The organism is Shumkonia mesophila, assembly GCF_026163695.1.
In the GTDB taxonomy this organism is placed as follows: Bacteria; Pseudomonadota; Alphaproteobacteria; order Rhodospirillales; family Shumkoniaceae; genus Shumkonia; species Shumkonia mesophila.
Genome location: NZ_JAOTID010000019.1, coordinates 1 through 17,592, shown reverse-complemented (window position 1 = coordinate 17,592; position 17,592 = coordinate 1). Strand labels below are relative to the sequence as shown.

12 protein-coding genes are annotated in these 17,592 nt (G+C 60.9%); 8 read left to right on the top strand and 4 right to left on the bottom strand.

Annotation, left to right across the window (positions count from 1 at the left end; all coding sequences use genetic code 11):
• Positions 1-77: 77 nt before the first annotated feature.
• From ODR01_RS22250 to ODR01_RS22240, 3 genes are all read left to right on the top strand, one after another.
• Positions 78-1,979, top strand: a complete 1,902-nt coding sequence (locus ODR01_RS22250) for a TRAP transporter permease (protein ID WP_316979913.1) — start codon at positions 78-80, stop codon at positions 1,977-1,979.
• A gap of 108 nt (positions 1,980-2,087) precedes the next feature.
• On the top strand, positions 2,088-3,236 hold the full coding sequence (locus tag ODR01_RS22245) for a mandelate racemase/muconate lactonizing enzyme family protein (protein ID WP_316979912.1): 1,149 nt from the start codon (positions 2,088-2,090) through the stop codon (positions 3,234-3,236).
• 162 nt (positions 3,237-3,398) lie between these two features.
• Positions 3,399-3,521 (top strand): hypothetical protein, encoded by a 123-nt coding sequence (locus ODR01_RS22240; protein ID WP_316979911.1) that lies wholly within the window; start codon positions 3,399-3,401, stop codon positions 3,519-3,521.
• A 257-nt stretch (positions 3,522-3,778) separates the two neighbouring features.
• Here ODR01_RS22240 and ODR01_RS22235 read toward each other — a convergent pair whose 3' ends face one another.
• A complete protein-coding gene (locus tag ODR01_RS22235) occupies positions 3,779-4,270 on the bottom strand; it encodes a hypothetical protein (RefSeq protein WP_316979910.1) in 492 nt (163 codons plus the stop codon).
• On the opposite strand from ODR01_RS22235, the gene ODR01_RS22230 reads away from it, so the two are divergent.
• The 4 genes from ODR01_RS22230 to ODR01_RS22215 all read left to right on the top strand — a co-directional run bounded on the left by ODR01_RS22230 (position 4,260) and on the right by ODR01_RS22215 (position 8,342).
• Complete coding sequence (locus tag ODR01_RS22230) at positions 4,260-4,730, top strand: hypothetical protein (RefSeq protein WP_316979909.1); 471 nt, start codon at positions 4,260-4,262, stop codon at positions 4,728-4,730. The genes ODR01_RS22235 and ODR01_RS22230 overlap by 11 nt on opposite strands.
• A complete protein-coding gene (locus ODR01_RS22225; RefSeq protein ID WP_316979908.1) occupies positions 4,727-5,146 on the top strand; it encodes a DUF1924 domain-containing protein in 420 nt (139 codons plus the stop codon). Before ODR01_RS22230 ends, ODR01_RS22225 begins: the two co-directional genes overlap by 4 nt.
• The gene (locus ODR01_RS22220; RefSeq protein WP_316979907.1) at positions 5,143-5,610 is read left to right on the top strand and encodes a diheme cytochrome c; all 468 of its coding nucleotides are present in this window, start codon (positions 5,143-5,145) and stop codon (positions 5,608-5,610) included. Before ODR01_RS22225 ends, ODR01_RS22220 begins: the two co-directional genes overlap by 4 nt.
• Before the next feature lie 1,157 nt (positions 5,611-6,767).
• Positions 6,768-8,342: a Fic family protein gene (locus tag ODR01_RS22215; protein WP_316979906.1), complete on the top strand. Its 1,575-nt coding sequence runs from the start codon at positions 6,768-6,770 to the stop codon at positions 8,340-8,342.
• 362 nt (positions 8,343-8,704) lie between these two features.
• On the opposite strand, the gene ODR01_RS22210 is transcribed toward ODR01_RS22215, so the two are convergent.
• Both ODR01_RS22210 and ODR01_RS22205 read right to left on the bottom strand, forming a co-directional pair.
• On the bottom strand, positions 8,705-10,213 hold the full coding sequence (locus ODR01_RS22210; protein ID WP_316979905.1) for a tyrosine-type recombinase/integrase: 1,509 nt from the start codon (positions 10,211-10,213) through the stop codon (positions 8,705-8,707).
• 13 nt (positions 10,214-10,226) lie between these two features.
• Positions 10,227-12,161 carry a site-specific integrase gene (locus ODR01_RS22205; protein ID WP_316979904.1) on the bottom strand — a complete coding sequence of 645 codons (1,935 nt, stop codon included), beginning with the start codon at positions 12,159-12,161 and terminating at the stop codon, positions 10,227-10,229.
• Positions 12,162-12,585: 424 nt separating this feature from the next.
• Between ODR01_RS22205 and ODR01_RS22200 the strand changes: the two genes are divergently transcribed.
• Positions 12,586-13,473, top strand: coding sequence for an ArdC family protein (locus ODR01_RS22200; RefSeq protein ID WP_316979903.1), 888 nt, complete (start codon positions 12,586-12,588; stop codon positions 13,471-13,473).
• 47 nt (positions 13,474-13,520) lie between these two features.
• Here ODR01_RS22200 and ODR01_RS22195 read toward each other — a convergent pair whose 3' ends face one another.
• Positions 13,521-16,967 carry an AAA domain-containing protein gene (locus tag ODR01_RS22195; RefSeq protein WP_316979902.1) on the bottom strand — a complete coding sequence of 1,149 codons (3,447 nt, stop codon included), beginning with the start codon at positions 16,965-16,967 and terminating at the stop codon, positions 13,521-13,523.
• Positions 16,968-17,592 lie beyond the last annotated feature (625 nt).

The following is a 17,592-nucleotide window of genomic DNA, read 5'->3' as shown; positions in this document are numbered from 1 at the left end:
GCCCATCGGACGGCACAAGAAGACCGAGGCGCCAAACGTCGCCTGAGGCGGTGCGGTGCGTTCTGGAGAACCGATTGATGTCTCTTTTCGATAAGGCCCTCAGGCCTACCATTTTCGCAATCTGTCTGGCGATGTCGGGGTATCACCTTCTCGCCACGCAATTCAGGTTCATGTCGCCGGTCGAGAACCAGAACATTCACCTTGGATTTTCTTTCGCCGTTCTCTTCCTGGGCCTGGTGGCGACGAAGAAGGCCCTCTCGGCCCGGGTTCTGTACCTTCTCCTCGCGCTGCTTGGCGTCGCGGCCACGACCTACATCCAGGTGAACTACCTGGATCTCGTCGACATGGCGGGCTTCTTGCGGCTTCAGGACGCCATCGTCGGCGTCCTTCTAATCGTCCTGGCGATCGAGGCCAGCCGGTGCCAATTCGGCTGGGTCATCCCGATCATGACGGTGTGCGCCATCCTCTACATGCTGTTCGGCCCCTACATGCCGGGCATTCTCCACCATGGCGGTTTCTCGGTCCAAAGAACGATCGCCTCGGTGACGACCACGTTCAACGGTATTTACGGCAGCCTGCTCGACGTCTCGGCGACCTTCATCATCATCTTCATGATCTTCGGCGGCCTTCTCAACGCAACCGGCGCCGGCAAGTTCTTCATGGATCTGGCGTGCAGCGTCGGTAGTCGGTTCCGCGCCGGTCCGGCCCTGGCGGCGGTCATCAGCAGCGCCATCATGGGTTCGATCAACGGCAGTGCCGTCGCCAACGTGGCGACGACGGGCGCGGTGACAATCCCACTCATGAAGAGAAGCGGCTTTAAGCCGGAGTTCGCCGGCGCGGTCGAGGCTGCAGCATCCACCGGCGGTATGTTCCTGCCCCCGATCATGGGGGTCGGCGCCTTCATCATGTCGGAGCTGACCGGCATCGCCTACATCGACATCGTCATCGCCGCCACCATTCCGGGCATTCTCTACTATTTCTTGGTTGGCGTTTCGGTGTGCATACGGGCCAATAAGGATGGTGTCAGTTTGGGGGTTTTCTCGGACCTCGAACCGGCCGGACGCATCCTGATGCGGCGCGGCTATTACTTCATCCCGATCATCGTCGTCCTCTACTACATGGTCATTGGCTACTCGCCGATGACGGCTGGCCTTTATGCCATCTACTGGCTGGTGGGCATCCACTTCTTGGTTACGGCGTTGACCACTCCCAAACGGTTTCTGCAGAAGGCCTTCTGGATGGAGATGGCCGACGGCCTGGTCGACGGTGCGAAGAATGGGGCCACGGTGGCAGCCATCCTCGCCGCCGTCGGCATCATGATCCAGGCGATCATCGCGACCGGTCTGGCTCACCGCTTCCTGTTCCAGGTCCTGGCCCTGGCATCCTCCGTCGAGGTCGGGCTCCTGATGACGATGGGACTTGCGCTTTTCTTCGGGATGGGCGTGCCGACCACGGCGAGCTACATCCTGCTGGCCATTCTCGTGGCGCCTTTCCTGGTCAAGCTGGGCGGCCCTCTGCTGGCCGTTCACCTCTTCATTTACTATTACACGATCATCGCCAACATCACGCCGCCGGTTGGCAGCGCTGCTATTGTCGCGTCGCGCATGGCTGATTCCAACTACATGAAAACCTGCTTGATCTCTATTCGGCTGGCCATGGTGGCGCTGATCATGCCGTTCCTGTTCGTCTGGAACCCGGGCCTACTTGCCCAAGGCCCGTGGTACGGCATTCTCGAAGTGACTTTGACGGCGACGGTCGGGCTCGTTGCCATCGCCGGCTTCTGGGAGGGCTATCTGTTTTGCCCGACACGCAGCGCCGAACGTGTCTTGATGTTGGTCGGGGGAAGTCTGTTGGTGTTGCCGCTGCCTCTTTACGCGACGGCCATTGGAGCGGGGTTGTTCGCCTACGCGCTGGTCACCCAGTGGCGGCGCAGCAAGGCGATGCAGGTGGCCGCCCTCAAACAGGCGCCGATCATCTGAAGATGACCGCGGCAACTTGCCGCCAGTCGTAGAAGAGTTCGCGGGGCCGACGGAGGCCCGCGAGCGGGATATTTCTCGCACGAAGACTGGATAAGAAGGAAGCAACAGGTGGGAACGATACGAAGCATCGAAGTGTGCGTGGCCCGGGTTCCACTGGCCAATTCCGTCACCTTTTCAACCCGGAACGTGCAGGCACGCGAGTACTGCCTCGTGCGGGTGACCTCGGCGGAAGGTCATGTCGGCCTCGGCTACAGCTATGCCGTCAACACCTCCGGGCGCATCCTGGCGGCGGCCGTCGAGGAAGCCTTCGCGCCCCGGCTGATCGGCCAGGATTCCTTGAGGGTGGAAGGACTGTGGCGGGAGCTTTATCAGGAGGCCCTGCTGATCGGCCGGACCGGTGCCGTCATGCGCGCGCTGAGTGCCCTCGACATCGCGCTGTGGGATCTCAACGCGCGCAGCGTCGGGCTTCCGCTCTACAAGTACCTGGGCGCGGTCGTGACGGATAAGGTGCCGGCCTACGGTAGCGGCGGCTATTACATGGCCGGCAAGTCGAACGACGATTTGGCCGCCGAAATGATGGCCTTCGTGAAGGACGGCTATGACGCCGTCAAGATCAAGGTGGGACGCCTGAGCCCGGCTCTGGAGGAAGAACGTCTTCGCGTGGTGCGCGAGGCGATCGGTCCCGACATCAACTTAATGTTGGATGCCAACAATGCCTGGGCGGACCTGCCGACGGCCATGCGCTTTATCGAGCGCTTCGAGAAATACAGCCCCTACTGGATCGAGGAACCGTTCCTGCCCGACGACATCGACAGTCACGCTGCCCTGGCGCGGCGGACCTCGATCATGGTGGCGACCGGCGAGATTGAAGCTGGGCGCTGGCGGTTCAAGGAAATCCTCGACAAGGGCGCGGCCCACATCCTGCAGACCGACTCCATCGTCTGCGGGGGAATCTCGGAATTCCGCAAGATCGCCGCGACGGCGGCCAGCTACGGCGTTCCGGTCGCGCCGCACGCCTGGCACGACATTCATGTGCACGTGGCGGCAGCCACCAGCAATGCGCTCTATGTCGAGTTCATGCCCGACGATCACATCGTCAATTTCCGCAACCTGATAGACGTCCAGATCGAGGCCAAGGACGGCCATCTCCTGCTCCCCGACCGCCCGGGTCTCGGCTTCTCGTTCGATCCCGCGGCCATCGACCGTTACGGCGTGCGTGTTGGCGAATCAGCCACACCGTGGGTCCGAATCGGCTGACTGGTACACGATTCGCTGCAGTCTCGGGACTGAAACAACGCCCCCTCCTTCAGAGATCTTCTGAAGGAGGGGGCGGACTATTGGTGGGCGGGTTTTCCTTACTAGATGTGGTCCAGGCCGTGGAAACGTCGCCAGCCAAGTGCCATCTCGCGCTCACTGGAGATGATCACAGTTGAATTCCATCACCGGCGCCGCACCGCCCTGATGCTGCCCATTTACGTCCTGTCCGAAGAATTCGACGAGGTTCTCCCGAACCTGATGAAAGTGAAGAACCTGGGAGATTGATCTTCACCATTTCGTTCAAGTGCCGGGCCTGCGGACTGGCGGACGAACTGGGCCTGCACGCCTCCCTTACAGGGGCCATCAATGCCGCCGCCCGCCGCGATCAGCATGACGCGGTGGCCGGAAAAACCGATGCCGCCCCGGCACGGCGATGGGGGTGGCCGCTGCGCCGACGGGCCTTGGCGAGGCGAGGTGTTCGACGGTATCAGATGCATCGAGGCATTCCGCATCGCCTTCGAGGGACCAACTTCGATACAGTTCTATGATATAGACCGGTCGCGTGACGCGGCCCTGGCCGAATAGATCCGCCGCCTCGACCCCAGGTTCGAGGTGACGATCGGCGAACCTGTGGTCGAGGGGAGCGACATCCTGCTTAACGCCACGCCCGTCGGCATGCTGACCGACGCCCGAATGCCGATACGGGAGAACGGGCTGCCCGCGCCTCTCTTCGTCTTCGACGCCATCGTGAAGCCGCAGGAGACACCCCCGCTGACCCTGGCCATCTGCACCTCGACGCCCGGGATGCCGCGGCAGCAATTCCAGATGTTGGGATCAGTCTTTTCCGCCTGCGTATGGGGTGCGTGGTCGGTGGCGATCATGTCGATGACGCCTTCCTTCATTGCCTGCCACAGCGCTTCGGCGTGGCCTTCCTCGCGGATCGGCAGGTTTATGCGCACCATTCCGCCCCAGCGCTCGACATCGCGGCTGTCCATGAGAAGGTAGTGCGGGCAGGTCTCGGCGGTGATATCCACGCCCCTCGCCTTGGCGTCGCGGATCAGATACCTGACGGCCGACGAGGACACCTATGCGCTGCACCAGTTCGCCGGCTACGCGCTGCTGGCCGCCATCGCCGTGCGGCTGCTGGCGGGCATGGCGGCGCCCGCCGCCGGCCCCTGGCGCCTGCCCCGCCCCGGCATCAAGGCCGCCATCGGCTGGCTGTCGGTCCGCCGGGGGCGCCATCCGCTGTTCGCTTGGCTGGCGGCAGCCCTGCTGGCCGGCCTCGGACTGGCCGCCGCCACCGGGGCGCTGGCCGACGCCGTGACCTGGTTCGAGGACCCGCACGAGGCCATCGCCGAGGCCTCGCTGTGGGTGATCTTCGCCCATATCGCCTTCGTCGGCTTCATGTACGGCGGCAAGCGGTTGCTGAACCGGGCTGCCGCCTGGCTCGCCGAGGCCCGTCTGCCCGTCCCCTCCCGGAGGAATGCCCGATGATCCGTCCGCTGTTGATCGCCGCCGCCCTCGTCGCCCTGCCTGCAATCGCCGCCGCCGGCGACGCCCGCCGCGACACCATCCTCGCCGAGTATGCCGCACTGGCCCGCAAGGCCGACGCCGCCTTCGCCGGCTTCTCGGCCGAGCGCGGAGAGGCCCTGTTCCGCACCCCATGGGCCGGCGGCGACGCGCGCACGCCCGCCTGCACCGCCTGCCACACCGGCGATCCGACGAAGCCGGGGCGGAACGCCAAGACCGGACGGCCGATCGACCCGGTGGCGGTGTCGGCCAATCCGCAGCGGTTCACCGACATGGCCGAGGTGGAAAAGCAGTTCGGGCGCGACTGCAAGAGCGTGCTGGGCCGGCCCTGCACCCCGCGCGAAAAGGGCGACTACGTCACCTTCATGGCGGGACGATGACCATGCGCCTCGTCCTGTCACTGGCCGCGCTCCTGCTGGCCGCCGGCCCCGCGCTTGCCGACGGCGGCGTGCCCCCGGTCGCCGACCCGCTGGTCAAGAAGGAATGCGGCGCCTGCCACATGGCCTTCCAGCCCGCCCTGCTTCCGGCCCGATCCTGGAGCCAAATGATGGCGACCCTCGACGATCATTTCGGCGAGGACGCCAGCCTGCCTGCCGAAACCGCCGCCGCCATCGGCGCCTATCTGACGGCCCATGCCGGCGACGCCGCCAGCGGCGGCCGGGCCGGCAAGTTCATGCGATGGGTGGCGCCCGGCGGCGCGCCCCAGCGCATCACCGAGAATCCCTATTTCCAGCGAAAGCACCCCTTCCCGGACAGCGTCTGGCGGGACCCCAAGGTGGTGACGAAATCCAATTGCCCGGCCTGCCACCTCGGTGCCGATCAGGGCTGGTACGACGACGACTAGACGAGGAGGCTTCACGCTCGTAGCAGCGTAGCATTATCCAGCGTGTTGCCGCACATCGCAAAGTAGTATCTCCACGGCTTCTCGCCAGCCTCTCGGATGCCATTTGAACCCCGACACGGTACCTGTCAAAACGGGAAATCTCGCGTCGTGAGTGGGATCAAAAACCTGCGGCGGCCGAACTTCGAGTGGCAATTGGGTTCCTGCGGTCGGACAGTTCACTCGATTTGTCAGGTTTCAGCCCTCTTCACCCCTGATGTCCATTTCATGCTGCGGCATTTCCGCGCTCGGGGAGGCACCACACAAATGCGATCAGCCTAGCTGTCACCCGCAGGGCTGGCCCACTCGGATTTTGGACTCTACTGGTGCCCCATGGGCGGGACGAGGTTGAAACAGGGTATGGACTTTACTGGCGGCCCATGGGCTGGACGGCGCTGAAACCAGGGTTTTGGACTTTACTGGCGCCTGTGGGCGGGACGAGGTTGAAACAGGGTATGGACTCTACTGGCGGCCCATGGGCTGGACGGTGCTGAAACCAGGGTGTGGACTTTACTGGCGCCCCATGGGCGGGACGGTGCTGAAACCTGGTATGGACTTTACTGGCGCCCGTGGGCGGGACGAGGTTGAAACAGGGTGTGGACTCTACTGGCGCCCCATGGGCTGGACGGCGCTGAAACCAGGGTGTGGACTTTACTGGCGCCCCATGGGCGGGACGAGGTTGAAACAGGGTGTGGACTCTACTGGCGCCCCATGGGCTGGACGGTGCTGAAACCTGGTATGGACTTTACTGGCGCCCGTGGGCGGGACGAGGTTGAAACAGGGTATGGACTCTACTGGCGCCCCATGGGCTGGACGGCGCTGAAACCAGGGTGTGGACTTTACTGGCGTCTGGCAGGCGGCTGCTTATCCCGTTGTCCCAGGTGCCCACTAGATGTTGTGCCATTCCTGAACACGCCAAAGTAGTCGCTGTGCCTCAGCCTCCCAGTCCGCTACTGTCCAGTTTGGCGCGTGGAAACACTTCATGATAGGCGCCTCGCCGAATAAGCTAAGTTTCGCGTGACATGAAAAGCTAATAATTGTACTACATAATAAGCTAACGGGCGCGCTGCTCAAAAAGCTAACGGCAACGCAGACTTGAAGGCGAACGGAGATGCAGGCTCATGGCGACCCCACCGGAGAAACTGGCCGACTCCCTTGATGCGCTGAGACAACTCCAGAACCGCGGCGTTGTGGCGATCCGCGCCGTTGACCTTTCGCGCGTTAACCGGGAACGCCTGCTGAATAATGGCTTCATCCAAGAGGTCATGAAGGGCTGGTACATACCGGCTCGCCCAGACGAAACGGCCGGTGAAAGCACGACCTGGTACGCCTCGTTTTGGGCTTTCTGCGCTGCCTATCTGCGTGAGCGTTTCGGCACCGAGTGGTCGCTCTCGCCCGAACAGTCACTTTCTCTGCATGCCGGGAACTATGCCGTCCCGCGCCAACTTCTGGTTCGCTCGCCCAAAGCCAGAAACAGGGCCACGGCGCTTCCCCACGGAACTTCCGTTTTCGATATGCGCGCAGCGCTGCCTTCGGAGAAAGACGTCGAGGAAAGGGAGGGGCTGCGGCTCTTCTCGCTGCCGGCCGCCCTGATTGCCAGTGCTTCCGGATTCTTCGCGAGCAATTCCACAGACGCGCGTGCGGTGCTGGCAACGGTGCGTGACGGATCGGAAGTGCTCAACCGCCTTCTGGAAGGCGGGCACAGCACTATAGCCGGACGCCTTGCGGGTGCCTTCCGCAATGTCGGGCGTGACCGCATTGCAGACGACATCCTCAAGACCATGCGCAGCGCAGGCTACGCCGTGCGCGAACAGGATCCCTTCGCAAGCCGGATCGATCTTGTCTTTCCTCGGCGTGAAGCCTCCCCCTACGCCGCACGCATACGCCTGATGTGGCAGCAAATGCGTGACACGGCGATCGAACGGTTTCCAGCACCTGTGGGGCAGCCGAACGATATCGAAGCCTATATGAAGCGGGTGCAGGAGGCTTATGTCGCCGACGCCTATCATTCATTGTCGATCGAAGGCTATCGCGTCAGTCCCGAGTTGATCGAGCGTGTGCGGAGTGGAACCTGGAATCCAGACAACAACGAGCAGGACCGCGAGCACCGCAACGCGCTTGCTGCGCGGGGTTACTGGCTCGCCTATCAAGCTGTGCAGAAGAGCCTTTACCGCGTATTGCGCGGCGAGAATCCTGGCGTCGTTGCTGACGAAGATCACGGCACTTGGTATAGGGAGATGTTTTCACCAAGCGTAACGGCGGGTCTGTTGCGGCCTGCCGATCTAGCCGGATACCGCAACGGGCCTGTTCATATCCGACGGTCGATGCATATCCCGCCGAACAGTGAGGCCGTGCGTGATGCCATGCCGGTCTTCTTCGAGATCCTCGCTGAGGAAACGGAACCGTCGGTACGGGTGGTGCTCGGGCATTTCGTCTTCGTCTACATTCATCCGTATACAGACGGAAACGGGCGCACCGGCAGGTTTCTGATGAACGTCATGCTGGCAGCGGCCGGCTACCCATGGACCGTGATTCCAGTCCAGCGCCGGAATGAGTACATGGCAGCGCTCGAGGAAGCGAGTGTCAGGCAAGACATCGCACCATTCGTCGATTTCCTCTCGCAACTCGTTGAGGAGGGCGCACGTGGGAGAAGCGTTGTCGAAGCAGCGACGACCGGACTTCCTCCCGGCCCATAATGCCCCCTCTCAATGAAGTGTTCTGGCTTGCGTTGCAGCTTTCAGTTGAACGCGCCCACAAGACTCACCCATCCCACATCTTGTGCCACCTGGGACAACGGGATAAGCAGTCAAATCTGGGAGGGAAGATCATGAAGGCACTTGAGAAGCGCAAGGACATATGCGCAATGGCAGATGTTTGGAAGCATGCCTTTAAGGCGCCGTAGATCCAAGATGATGCCTCTCCGGCAGGTGGAGGGGAGCGGCACTGATGGTTCTCTGACGGATTGAGAGGCCGGCGCCGTGACGGTAGGACGAAGCCATCGGCCGATTTGCGCCGGCAGTTCGGCAGAACGATGAACGTGAACGGCGACCTGCGGAGGTCAGGAAGTCCGAAGCGTGGGACCGGGCCGCCGGCGGTTCCGCAACCTTGGTCCGACGGCTGCGATGAGCTGGTTGCTGGCCTCGTCGAGAGCCCTCCCAGCTCTGAAGGATTCGGAAATCAACTGGTAATGCGCTATCGATCGTGGATCGCGATGGTCCAGCATGACACGCACGAACGGCAGGAGCCGTCCCTCCTCGATCGCCATGCTGGTTGCATAGTTGGTCCGGAAGCCTTGGGGCCCGACCGGGCGATCAAGCCGCTTCCTGGTCCAGTGGGTGACGCGTCGCCAAATGTCGTCTGAGGACAATGGCCTGCCGAAGCGGCCGATCCAGAGGTGTTGGTCTTCGGAACCTGCGGCGACCAACTTTGGCCTGTATCGGTCCCACCACAGGCGATGGAACTTTCCGAGAATGGCTGTGGGGTAGGGGAGAGAGGATTCATCTCCGTTCTTCGTTCGCGACCACCACAACTGATTCGGCAGACCGTCGCTTCCGAAGGCAAGGTTGGTGCCCACTTCGATCTCCGCGATGTTTGATGCCCTCTTGGGTCGCAACGCGAGGAGGGCGACTAAATAGCCGTCACGGAACTTCGTGGCCGTCCGCAGTGTGGGAGCCTCTTCCATCGCTTCTACCATCAATCGAATCCCGAGTTCGTACAACTCATCGATCGGCACGAATTTTGACCATTTGTCGCGGGACGGCTCAGCGATGTTCTCCAACGCCAACCAGTCGCGCTTGAGCCATCGCCAATCGACATCGGGCCAGAGCTCGGCGGCGACCCGATAGACTTGGCCCACATAGGTGGCGATCGTCACAGGCGCATTCTTTCTCCTCTCACAGGTGGCGACGAACCCGTTCAACGCTTCGGGAGTGGGCATTTCCTGGCTGTTGGCGGCGGTTCTCGCCCAGGCCAGCCAGCGGCACCATCCCCTTTCGAGAGCCTTGCGACGAATGGGCGTCAGCAGATGCAGCGGCACCGAGGACCAAGGGGATGACCTGTCTGCGTTGGCCTGTGATGTCGCGTTTCTCTCTTTTCGGGTTTTGAACATACCAAGACGGGGACCGGCGGCGAGGGCTGCCTGCCAGCATCGCCGATGTTCCACGCTCCAGCAGTCTAGCCTTGTGTCACGGCGTGACCGGACAGGGCTTGGCTGCGTCGGACTTTTTGGCGGTTGCGCGAGGGGCAACCGCACGCTTTTCCAAAGCCAGAGCCAGTCAGCATCCGGTTGCACGACGCAAAGAGCATAGTAGAGATCGATCAAGTAGCTCGCCACGGATGAGGTCGCCAAACGTGAAGCCAAGAAAGCTTCATAGTCGGCAATCGTTGACGAGGCGATCCTTTCCGGCCGTATCTTGAGGAATGCCAGAAACCGACCATATCCCCGGGCCATGCGCCGAGCATAGCCTTTTGACCATCGCCCGACCGTCGGAGATTCCGCCCACCGGGCACGCTCAGCCTCGGGCCAGGCGGCAAAGGGAGTGATCGGGATCGCTGCTTTATCGTTCATGGTGCCGCCTCCTTCATTGCCTCCGTGCCCATTTGGGTCGCATGGCCCTCTCGGCCAGCCGACCGGCATGCTGATCCAGTTCGTCCGCGGCCCACTTCGACTTGATCTCCACGTATACATTGGTCGCGCGGGAATCCGGCCTGTGGCCGAGCAAGGCGGCAACCAGTTCCAAGTTGTGGGTGACGTACAGCAGGTAGCCGCCCATCAGCTTGCGCCAAAGATGCGGATTGACGTAATGGCCGGTCCAATCGTTGACCATCTGCGTGACTTCGCGCCCAAGTTGGCTATGGGATTTTGCGGCGCCGGGTTCCGCGCCCGGAAATAGGTACGGATTGATCGGGTCGTCTTCGGTCAGCTTCGGCCGATAGTGGTTCCAGTAGATCTCAATGAGGCGCGTCTTCCAAGATGCCAGGGCCGCCTGGGCGTCGGTGATGCCGTTCTTGTGGGTTTTTCGGATCTTGTAGTGCAGGGTTCCAACACCGCCTCTCCTGGTCGGGCGGATGATGTTGACGTCCATCCGGGTGCGTCTGAAGTCCCCCCAGCGCACGCAAAGCGTTTCCTGGAGGAGGACGCCGATCGCCGCTTCAGCCCGCAAGGCCATGTCCCGGGTGGCGAGGCCTCCATTGCGGCGACGCTCACGCTCAAGGTTCTCGAACTCCCAGCGAGGAATGCAAAGCAGGACTGCCATCGTCTCAAGGTCATTGAGGAAGGGAGCGAGCCGCCGCCGATCCTTGTCGGGCATGCGGCCGAGATTCTCGGCCTTGTTGTTGACGAGCTTCTTGAGTATTGCGAAGTCGTTGATCTCGGCTTGGCTGATTTCTGGAACCCAGCGCTCGGCGATCGATCTCAGACGGCTTACGAGGGATCCCCCATATTGGCTCTCGATGCCGAGCCGCGGCTTTATGTCATCATTGATGACGCGATCGGCGATACCAACGTCAGCGATATCGGCGATCGACGTGACGTCCTCGACATTCATGTGGCCGAGGCGCACCATTGCCGACGCGGCGAACCAGAGCGCTTCCGCATGTTTTGCCAAAGTTGCCTCTGCGAGCGGCCCCATAACCCCTCCCTCGCGTTCGTCTTTGGCCGTCATGCGAGGCTGATACGTGGCACGAGCTTCCTCGAGCAGGGTCATACCAGGACGGATCTCGCCGTTGCGAAGACCGCGGCAGGCCGTGTAGCGCTCGATGTCTAGGCGGAAGCTCGGCGGAAACGACTCCTCAGGAAGGTTTAAGACCTTCCGAGTCTTTCCGACTGAAAGCTTGAGTTGGGGCCAGGCCGGGATGATGTCCACAGACCGATTCCATGCACTGCGGATGGCGATGATTTTGCCTGCAATATCCGGTGTGAGATCGAATTGGTGACGATAGGTGGCGAAGGCTTCAACGGTGCCATCCGTGACTTCTTCCGGCGCAATGCCAAACGAATCGCAGTAGCGGATGAAGGGGCTGAGCGATGGTGTCAGCCATTCTGGCGCCACCCGCAGGTCGTCGTTCAGGGCCCGCCATACCTGGCCGAGGGAGCGACATGGCTTACGATCGACGGGAATGACAGAGGCAATACGGAGTGCCCTTCGGACACTGCCCCAAACGTTGTCATAACGCCTTTGCGAGACGGCAAACTTTTCCGGCGTCCACCCCTCCGAGTAATTCCGCAAGCTGTGGGCGTCCGCCGGCACGGCCTCAGGCTGGCGTCCGATCCACTTCAGGCAGAAGTGACGGACGTCGTCGACAATTTCCTTGCCCATCTGGAGCGAAAGGCCTTCTTCGTTTTCGACCGCTTTGATGACCGCCTCGAAGAACAGGCCCACGCGAAGCTTGCTCGCGAGGCTCGCATGCGGAGCGTCTTCGACCCGATGGCTGAACGTTTCAATCGGTATACCGGTTTCCGCCGCAAGCGGGGTATGCAAAAAATTACGTGCTAAATTCTTAAGACCGAGGGCCAACCGTTTCTATTTTTTGAGGGCAGAGGACAGACAGAGGGACAGACAGAGGGACAGACAGAGGGATAGATAGAATATAGAATAGATCTTGATTTGCAGGCATTAAGAATTGTTTTAATATATACTCTTCGATTGTGCCTGATAGACAGATTTCTATTCCTGGTTCGCAAATACAGGTTCCGTTGCTTCCCCAAGCAGGAAATCGCCCTTCCTGAGAAAAAATCGCCAGTACACATCCCGGCCACGAAACGCTTGGTTCCTGGCCGCTTTTATGGCGCGGGCCTCCAAGTATTCTCCGGGATTCTTCCAAGTAGGCCCTGATTTCAGGCCGGTACTGGCCGGCATTCTGCAAGGCCGCCACCGCCGTTCGGTCAATTTCTGCCGCACCCGGCAGAATACGATCAGGTGCCGAATGCGGAGCGGAGCGATGGACCAGCCACCCCGGGATCTTTATCAGCGTGTCACGGACCAGATCATCGCCGCGATTGAAGCCGGGGCCGGCGAATATCGCATGCCCTGGAACCCCCGTTTATGTACGAGTGCCGAGGTTGGCATTCCTCACAATCCGGTGGGCGGGTATGCGTACCGCGGCATCAACATTCTTGGCCTATGGGCAAGTCAGCAGGCCGCCGGCTACGAAACGGCCCACTGGGCCACCTTCCGCCAGTGGCAAGCGGTGGGAGCCCAGGTTCGCAAGGGGGAGAAGGGCTCGCTTACGATCTTCTTCAAGCCCATCGAGAAGGAGACCAAGGACTCTGCCGCAGAGGGCGACGGCGCCGATGGCCCCCGGCGCTCCGGCTTTATCATCCGAGCCGCTTGGGTCTTCAATTCCGCCCAGGTTGAGGGTTATCTGCCCCGGCTGAAAGCGCCCCTCCCAATGATAGAGCGAATGGACGTGGCCGAGGGCCTGTTGGCAGCCAGCAAGGCCCGGTTTATCCATGACGGCCCAGAAGCCTGCTACGTTCCCTCCCGCGATGAAATCCATCTGCCGCCGCCGGGGGCCTTCAGGGACAGTCCCGCCTTTTATGGGGTGGCTTTTCACGAACTGATCCACTGGACCGGCCACGAAAGCCGTTGCGCCCGCGATCTTCGCGCCCGCTTCGGCAGCGAAGCCTATGCGGCCGAGGAGCTGGTCGCCGAGCTTGGAGCCGCCTTTATGGCCGCCGCCGTCGGCATCGCGCCCGAGCCCCGGACCGACCACGCCGGCTATATCGAAGGCTGGCTACGGGCTTTGAGGAACGACAAGCGGGCCATCTTCACGGCCGCCGCCAAGGCCAGCCAGGCCGCCGACTACTTGATAGGGCTTGCCGATTGAACGGCCAGGGCCGCTTAGATCGGGTTCCCTTTCAGGTTACGAAGGCTTTATTTTTTCCGGAGCGATTCAATCTCTCGCCACGCATTGTCGACATGCATGGGCGCGTCTTTGCCCCGATAGAGGAACGAAACCTCATGGCGCTGATATGCGCTGCCACGATCTCGCTTGGCTGACAGCCAGTTGAAAGAGCCTTCCACGATCCAGCTTTCATCGACAGCCAAGGTCTTGTTGTGAATGCCTTCCAATTCCCACAGTTCCACGCCCGTGGCCCCTACTAACGCCTCGATAGCCAAAGAGGCGTGCGGTAGGGGCCGTTGATCGCGGCCTATATTGAGATATTTGTCGTAGGCGACCACGATTCGGGGGCCACCTTTGCGGGAGGCTAGCAGTGGCACCAGATTGTCCGCGTTTATGGCAACGTCCGATAGGAAAGGGGAGACAATCAGCAGACGCTCGCGAGCCCCAGTGATGGCTTCGCGCAGTTTGGCACAGTGGCCATCGAGAGTATCGAGCCGCTCCAGCTCCGATGGCGCCATCAAGGCGATGGGGCTAATCGGGTCGATATCGGTGATCTCGTTTTCAGGGGTCGCAAATAAGTAGCGTCCAAGCAGCCCCGAAGGCAGTGAAGTCTGGCCGGGGTTAAACAGCCGCAAATTGCCAAATACCAGGAAACTCTCTCGGGCACGCGAGACGGCAACATTGAGCATCGAGATGTTGCGGTCGAAGAATAGTCCTCCAGTGTGGCCCGCATCGTACACAGGGGAGAACAGCACAACGTCCTTTTCCGCACCTTGTAACGTGTGGACCGTACCCACAGTGATGTTTTCGTCACCCAGGCCGGCGGCGCCGAGCGCGTCACGAAGTTCTTTGATCTGAGCCCGGAAGGGCGTGACGATCGCAACGACCTCGCCCAACTTGCGGACGTTGCGTTTCTCTTCTTGTTTTTCGTAGTGCTGGATCAATTCACTTCGTCTGCGCGCCAGCCATTTGGCGACGACCCCTGCCTCGTCCGCATTGACCCTACTGAGATCCGAGCTGCTGGCGCGGCCTGGTACGTGGGCATAGCCCAAAGCCGGCCATGGATACTCGCCATCAGACCGCATAGGCTTCAGTGCGTCGCGATAAGCCAATTCATTGCAGTAGGCGATAATCGAAGAGCGGCAGCGCCAATGTTCGTTGAGGAACAAACCACGATGGGGCGCGGCAGTGAATGCCGTAGCCGATTGCGCCAGGGCCATTACCGAGCCCTCAGAGGCGAGCATACCACGCTTCATTACCTCTCGGTCGTCGTCCATGCCGTACGAGACGAGGTTGCCGCCATCGGTGTCGGCATCAATACCCCACACGGGTTCAAGCTGCATCACGTCGCCGACCACGAGGGCTTTGCGGGCAAAGGCAAATAAGGCCGCCCCGACTTGGGGTGGCATTTGACCGGCCTCGTCCACGATCAGCAGGTCGATGAAATCGAAGAGACGTTTCGTATCCCCGTCGTAATAGTCAAACAATCGTGGGGCCGTGAAGGCCGTGGCGACCAAACAGGGGGTCAGCTTGGCAAAGCGCCGCCAACGGCGCTCGCACATGTCACGACTGCGCCCCTTAAAGGTTTTGTCATTGCGCTGGAGCGCCTCGGTCATCTCCATCAGCCAACGGCCTTCCCAGTAGCGGCCGGCTAGGTGGAACAGTTCGGGGCGAACCCGGGTGTCGAGCGCGTCGTCGACGCGCTGGTAGTCCTTCCAAACATCGTCAGGGACGAGATCCGGCAGAATCGCTGCTAGCTTCGAAACCCAGCTATCCCAATTTGCGACGATTCTCGTCTTGGCGGTCACCGCGGCTTCGGATCGCCGCGTGTTCTCCGCCAACCAACGGCGGAAAGCGGTTGCGTCCAAAACTGTATCCCAACCCCACTCGGGGTCGGCAAGCCCCTTGGAATCAAGGTACTCGTAAGCGCGCGTCCACAGTCGGCGCCTGATCGGTTTGAACCACGACAATAAGGATTCTATGAGGGAGCCCTCAATCCGCCGCAGTGCCTCGTGGCCATGATGGCATAGGGCATCCAGCCTGCTTTGACCGTCGGCGATTTCCGCCCGTAGCGTATCCATTGTCGCTGGGGTTGGAGGGGTGCCGGTAGGAAGCGTGGTTAACAAGGCCGTGCGGTGAAGGGCAATCGCTGCCATAGCCTCGACCTTGGCGGCCAGCGTATTCCGTACGGTTTCGACTGCCTCCGCAATAGTACCTGACGCGTGGCCGGTCCAAGTCGCGAACTGGGTTTGCCAAAAGGGTTCGGCCTTGGCGACGTAGTCTTGCGTTTCCACTGTTCCCGGCAAACCGGACCAGGGTTGGCCGTTCTGGGGACACCAAGCTGCCGCGTACTCTTTCTTTATTCCCTTTTTGGTTTCGCTCGTGGACGGCAAAAACAGCCCGTACTGGCCAAAGTCCGGTAGCCAACGCTGGACGAGTGGCGAGCCGGCAAGAGGATGATCCTCGGGCAACGTCGCTCGGGCAAAAGTGTCCAGGATGTTGGTGATGGCTTTATTGTTGGTGGAGCTGGCCAGAATCACGGGAGGCTCACCATCTTCGGCGAGCGCATTTTCCACCCACAGTGAGGCAACTACACTTTGGATGAAAGTGGTCTTGCCCGTACCTGGTGGGCCGTTGAGCGCCAGAATCTCTCCATTTTTTGCTGCCAGCATGGCTCCCAGGGCTTGGCGCTGGTTGGCATTAAGGGGGAATTCACCTCCGATTTGGCCCAAGTGGCGGCTTGCCAACGCTGCGGGGCAGTCCTGGGAGGTGGTAACCTCGCGAGGCGGCTGGGGATCGGCTAAACGAGCGAGAAGCGTCGGCGGAGAATCTTCCTCGGCATCGCTCAAGATCTCATAGATCTCTCGAATGGGCCGGCTGGCGTCGATGGGGGGCAAGCCGTATGCCACGAAAGTACCACGATCTACATAGCGTTCGGGGGTCCAATTGCCGAGGCTGCCGCCGAAGAGGTCGGCAAACATCGTCATGGCGTGGCCCCAGAATGCTCCCCAATCAGAGTCCTCGCCTGGGGATGGGTTGGTGTTCAGGTATTTATCTACGGCCTCGACCGTGGTGAACGTTTGGGACCCCGATCTTAATGGCGCCTGAACGGCGCGATCGACTATTGGTGCTCCCACTGGATGGAGTACGCCTGCGCGATCGGCACGGGCAAATACCCACAGCGGAACTCGTGTCCGCTTTATGGTCGCGTAGCGTTCTGCGTGCTCGTGTTCGGACTCCAGCACTTGAGGGGCAACGAGGACCGAAATGAACTGCAACTCGTCGCGCTTCTCTTTAGGCAGGCCTTCTTCGGCGTCCTGCCATATTTCTGCCAACGCCTCCTTATCGAGGCGGCCGGCAGCCAAGTGTTCACGTCGGCAGGGACAAAGGTTGAGAGAATAGGGTTCGATGTGCCGGTTGCTGTCGAGGAGAGCGGCACGCCAATAGCGCAGGAGTGATTTCAGGGGGAGGGGCATGGAGACATTGCCTGAAGGAGGGAAATCCGGAAGGCTACTCGCCTTGATAGCGCGCGTTTTATCGTATACGCAAGCTGATATACGGCTAAAAGGATGGGGGGGCAAACCGATGAACTTCGATCTACGAGCCGTCTTGTCTGTGCTTCTACCAAAGGCAATTGAGTGGGCTGAAGCCCAGTCTGCTCATATCGCAGAAGTGGGAGAGCCTCTGGATTGTGTTCTCCAGTCCCTAGCGAGCAGCGTGGGGGTGTCGGAGCCTAGCCTCATCCGAGTTGCCGAGGTTCCCAGCCTTCCTCTTCCGGAAGACCCCACCTTACAGGAGGCAGCGGTGGCGACGGGACTTATTGGTCCTAAGATGGTCGGCCTTACCCTAGGCCACGGTGTTTATATTTGTCGTGGGCATAGAACCGTCAGATTGCTATCCCATGAATTTCGGCACGTTTTTCAATACGAGCAGGCCGGGTCAATTGCAGCTTTTATGCCGATCTACCTGAAGCAGATCGCTGAGTTTGGGTATAATGAAGCGCCCTTTGAAGTTGACGCCAGGACTGACGTGAGACCGGAAAATTCCTCCAAGAATGGGTAGAGTCCGTCGCAAAACGAGGAGACGGATGAATGAAGCGGA